General features: G+C 60.2%; 3 protein-coding genes. All 3 read right to left on the bottom strand.

Features of this window, described 5'->3' with window-relative positions; genetic code table 11:
- Window positions 1-2,010: pLS20_p028 family conjugation system transmembrane protein (locus GVY42_RS16380; RefSeq protein WP_159563740.1), on the bottom strand; the 2,010-nt coding region annotated here is incomplete at its 3' end.
- 81 nt (window positions 2,011-2,091) lie between these two features.
- Window positions 2,092-2,571, bottom strand: a complete 480-nt coding sequence (locus tag GVY42_RS16375) for a hypothetical protein (protein WP_159563741.1) — start codon at window positions 2,569-2,571, stop codon at window positions 2,092-2,094.
- 12 nt (window positions 2,572-2,583) lie between these two features.
- A partial coding sequence (locus GVY42_RS16370; protein WP_159565753.1) for a VirD4-like conjugal transfer protein, CD1115 family occupies window positions 2,584-5,007 on the bottom strand: 2,424 nt, incomplete at its 5' end.

Genomic DNA, 5,007 nt, shown 5'->3' with positions numbered 1-5,007 from the left:
TGCCTCCGGGGTCTCGCCTGCCCGTCTTGGATGCGTCTCAGCTGGAACCGTTCCAGCCGTTCGCGGAATCGTCGGATCATGTCTCATCTCTCCTTTCGGCCGTTCTGGCCGTTGTGGTGTCGCCGGTCGTGGCGAGGTCTGACGGGGCGTCGGCTCCGTCAGGGGTGGCGGGGAAGGCGTCTTGTCGTACGCCGCACGTGCTTCAGGTGGGACGGTCGTGTCAGGATGTTTCGGTTGCTCGTTCGCCTTCATCCCACGTCTCCATCGCCATGGTTGTGGTTGTGGAGGTGGGGGGCTCGCTTCTCCGGTCGATGAATCCGGATCGGGTCCCGCCTGTCCGGTCCGGGCAGGCTCACCCGACTGTGACGTCTGCCATCCATACCGTCCACGCGGTCTCGTGCTTGACTCAGGTTCAGGAGCCGGTTCTGACGGGACCGATTCTTCCTGCGTTCCAGGCGCTGAACTCTCGACGGTCACCTGTCCCGCCGGTTTCTCTTCATCAGGCCGTGGGGTTTGCCACTTCCAACGTTTCCGAGGTGTCGGTCCCGTTTCTGTCTTCTTCGATTCTGGTGTCGATTGTCCTGTCACGTCAGGCGTTGCCTGTGCGTCCTTCGAGGCGGACGAGGCGTCCGGTTTCGACTCCGTCGCGCCACCCTTTGGCGGGTCCGTCTTCCAACCATTCTTGGCGTACTTGGCCAATGGCGAGCGGGACGCCGCGGTCGATGTCGCGTCCGCTGATGATCCGGTCTTGTCCTTCTTCGAGTCGCCGTAGTCGATCCTGAGCGGGACCGGCAAAGCGTCGTTCTTCTTGCCCTTGAGCGTCTCGGCCGAGCGTTTGACCGCCGCGGCGCCCGTCATCGCGCCGATCCCGGCTGAGAGTGGGGCCGTGAACACCGAACCGCCCGCACGGGCCATGTCGACGCCCTCACGGAGCCCGGCACGCGTCCCGAACTTGTTGTCAAAGTACGTGATCCCTTTGAACAGTCCAACAGTCAGGACGAACAGACCGATCAGTTTGGCGAGCCCGCCCTGATCCGACGCGAACAGCAGATTGCTGAAATACAGATAGAGCCGGAACCCGAGCACGAGGATGACGAGCGTCAGGAGCTTCTGCGCCAACTCGGTAAAGATATTGCGCATCGTGTCGCTCTCCCGCGCGCCGATGGCGGCCGCAATCGGGGCGAGCACCTGCGCAAGCAGAATCTCATACAGCAACATCGCCGTCTTGAACGCGACGAACAGGAGCGCGAAGGCGAGGACAATGAGTTGAACGAAGATCGGGAGGAAATTGATGTGATAGCGGTAATACTTCGTCGCCCCGATCCCAAATATCCCGTCATCCAGTTCGACCGCTTTGTTTTGAGACGAGTCCCAGTATCGGGTCAGGATTTTCTTGTCCATATCCGTCTCCATCATCTCGTCCGTGACTCGGGCCACCGGGTTCAACAAGACGAAGCTCTGACGGGAGTCGATCTCGTTCTTTTGGCTGAGCGTCATCTCGTCCGGGGACGTCCGCCACCCGTCCTCCATGAACTGCTTGATGTCATACACGTTGCCCCGTACGACGACCTCCGTCAACGGGATGTCGACATCCCCACCGTTCGTGGCCTCCTCGACGAACACCTGGCCACTGTCGCTCAGGTCGAGCCCCTTCGAGACGACGTCCGGCACGATCAACACGACGACGATGGCGAAGAAGAACGCCTGGAACACGTTCCCGTACTTCATCTGAGGATTGACGAACATCATGTAGCCGAGGATGACCCCTTGGATCATCATGAACGTCCAGAAGAAGAAGGCGAACACGCCCTCCAACCGCCCGATGAGCGGGTTCGTGAAGAACCCACGGAACAGCTCGTCGATGCCCGTGTACAGCGTCTCGACGCCCTGCAGAAGCGATAGGAGACCGAGCATCCAGCCCCAGAGCACCGTGCGGAAGTAATCCGACATGATGCTCGTGACATCAAAATACGGACTGAAGGTCTCATATAACGTTGCATTGATTTCCAATTGCCTTTCCCTTCCTTTCTGCCCGATATCTGGGCACGTACACAAAAGGACGGCCACATGAGGGCCGTCCTGATTTCTTGCTTATTGGTCAACTAGCGACAAAAGTTCTTGGACATCCTTGTCCACGTCACGCTCGATATCCTCGCGCGTCTTCCCGCCCTCGGCGACGAGGGTTTGTTTCCCACGATAAATCTCACCGTCATGGACGAGACCGATTTCACTGTATTTCGAATGGAATAACGCATAAATCTGATCATTGTATGGATTTTCTTCTTTGTCGATGACGAAATAGTGAACCTCCTTCTCCTTGAACACCCGGTCCATCATCTCCGATACTTTCGATTCACCGGCGATGTCAAAGCTGTCACCCTCATAAAAGAAGAACGTTTTGCCTGCCTCTAACATCTCATTGGCCTCCGTATAGGTGATGACCGTCGGACCCTCGCCCTCGTACAGCGTGTCGAGCGCTTCCGCCCGGCCACAGCCCGACAGCGTCAACAACAACCCGCCGAGCATCAACAGGGCACCGATCAGCAATACATTCCATCGCATTCGTTTCATCATGGTTCCTCCTTAGTTTTCCGTATCACCTTCCCCCTCTCCCAAAAGATAAGGTCGGAGTAGTTTCTCCGCCGTCTCCTGATCAATCGGGGCGAAAATGTCGACGACATCCTCTAAATCAATCAGAATCGTCATCGTCCGTTTCGAGAGCGGTACCTGTTCCTTTTTCAGGTCGATCCACTCTTCGAGTGTCCGCGTCTTCTCATCTGTATTCGGCTCTTCGTCGTTCGAGTCGTGAGGTTCCCCTTCATCCGGTTCGGGAGAAGGGCGGACGGGTTCCTCTTGCGTCGGTTCAGGGCTCATGCCGAACGTGTCGTCCAACAGGTCGAGCCCGGATGGTGTGGCCGGCGTCTCCGTCTCACTCTCCGACTTGGCCGGGACGTCCGTCCCGTGCGTCGGGAGGGGCGTCGAGGAGGACTCTGGTTTGACCGTGGAGGATTCAGATGGACCTGATCCCTCCTTCTGTCCGGTGGACGCGTCCACGGTGTCTTCTGGGGCCGGAGCGCCCTCTGGGGGCGTGAAACGCGTGATCGGGCCGTCATACACACGGCGTTCGCGCCATGCGATGACCTGGTCCATGTATTCCTTGAACAACAGGTCTTTCTGTTCCTGCGTCATCCAGTCCTCGTCCACCGGTGATTCCGGGGCCGGGGTATAGCCCCGCCCGACCTTCGTCTCGACCGGGACCGCAACTGGCGCGGGCGTCGAGGGCTCGGGCTCATGCGACACGGCGGTGGACGACAACATGTCCACTGCCTGTGTCAGCGACGCCTGCATGCCCCCCTGATCCATTCGGACGTTCTCCCCGTCCTCCAACAGGCGTGCCACGTAGACGTCCGCCTGGACGTACATCAGCTCGTCGATCGAACGGTCGGCGTGCGCCGCGCGACTGCCGACCTCGCCGACGCTTCTCGACGGGTCGAACCACTCTGACAGGTACTCGTACCGGTAGCGCATCCGCGACTCGCCCTTATTGAAGATCGGGTATGAGAACATCGGGCTCCCGTCGAGCCGTTTCCGTTTCAACGGGCGGAACAGAATCCACTCGCGTTCCTGGAGATGCATCAGCTCGTTCGGGGTCATGAGCTCGCGCTCATGGCTCGACTCGTTGAAGCTCTTGTCGAGCGTCAACAGCCCGCCCTGACGGGAGACGGTCGTCTCCGTCCGGTTCCCCAACAGGTTCGAGAACATCTTGCACGTCTCATAGTCCGCCGAGTGGATGAACACCTGGTAGCCACAGTTCCCGGCGACCGTCTTGGCGATGTGCTCGTTGTACTGTGCGACGAGCTGGCCGTACGCCTGAAGGTACAGGTGGAACCGGATGTTCCGGCTCAGGCACACCGTCACGATGCTCTCTAACCCCTCGATCGGAGGCATGTTCCCGGCCTCGTCGAGGATGAACACCACCTCACGTGTGCAGCGTTGGCCCCGGCGTCGGGACGCCTCCTCGACGAGCAGGAAATACAGCTGATTGATGAACAGCGACGCGATGACGTGATACTTCCGGTCGTAGTCCGGGACGATGAGGAAGATCGCCGTCGGGCGCTCCTCGTCGAACCCGATGGCCGACAGGTCGACCGTGTCGAGGCTCATCATCTTCGCGATCTGGTCCGACGTGAACGCCTGGAACTTCTCGAGTAGCGACAGACAGATCCCACTCCGTGCCTTCTTCTCGGCGAAACTGAACGCGCCGTACGCCGTCTTGGCCGGATGCGTCGACTCCATCTGACCATAGTAGGCGTCGAGCGGGAAGAACTCCTGCCCGGTCTCGGGGTCCTGGATTGGACGATATTCCTCGAGCATCTTCGCCACTTGATAGATCGTGACGCGGTCCCACGAATGGCGGTCATAGTAGGCCTCGTCTCTGCCCGGGACGAGCCGGCGCAATTGCTGCTCGACCTGCGCCGCCTCCTCGCACACGGCGAGGATCAATGCGTTCGCGAGCGCACGCGCCGACTTGATCCAGAAGTTTTCCGGGTCCTTCGGGTCGTAGAAGAACGAGACCACGACGGTCTCGGCATAGGCGACGGCACGGTCGAGGTTCGGTCGCCCTCCTGTGGCCTTCGCCTCGGCGAGCCCCTGCCGATAGGCGCGGATGACCGCCCCGAGCGGGTTGTACGGCATCGAGTTCGTCGGGTCGGCCAGGTTCAGCGCGAGGACGCGGTACCCGCGCTCCTCGAGCGTCGCCCGGGACGCCGTGTAGAGCTCCCCCTTAGGGTCGTGTAAAACCATGCTCGACTGCTTCTCTGCTCGGCTGTACAGGTCGATCGACGGGAAGATCGCCGTCTCCCCCTTCCCGGAACGGGTCATCCCGTAGATCAGGAAGTTGTAGGCGTCGTCCTCGATATAGATGTCATAGCGCCCGTCCTTGCGCCGTCGGCGCGAGACGGGGAACCCGCCCTTCCCGGGGAAGCGTTCGCCCGCCTCGGGTACCGC

The sequence above is a fragment of the Exiguobacterium sp. 8A genome (genome assembly GCF_902506275.1).
Classification (GTDB): domain Bacteria; phylum Bacillota; class Bacilli; order Exiguobacteriales; family Exiguobacteriaceae; genus Exiguobacterium; species Exiguobacterium profundum.
The sequence above is the reverse complement of the archived record's forward strand: the minus strand, read 5'-3'. Positions and strand labels throughout refer to the sequence as shown.

Coding starts and splice junctions, on each gene's coding strand:
- GVY42_RS16375 (WP_159563741.1), bottom strand. CDS start 2,571: ATGAAACGAATGCGATGGAATGTATTGCTGATCGGTGCCCTGTTGATG.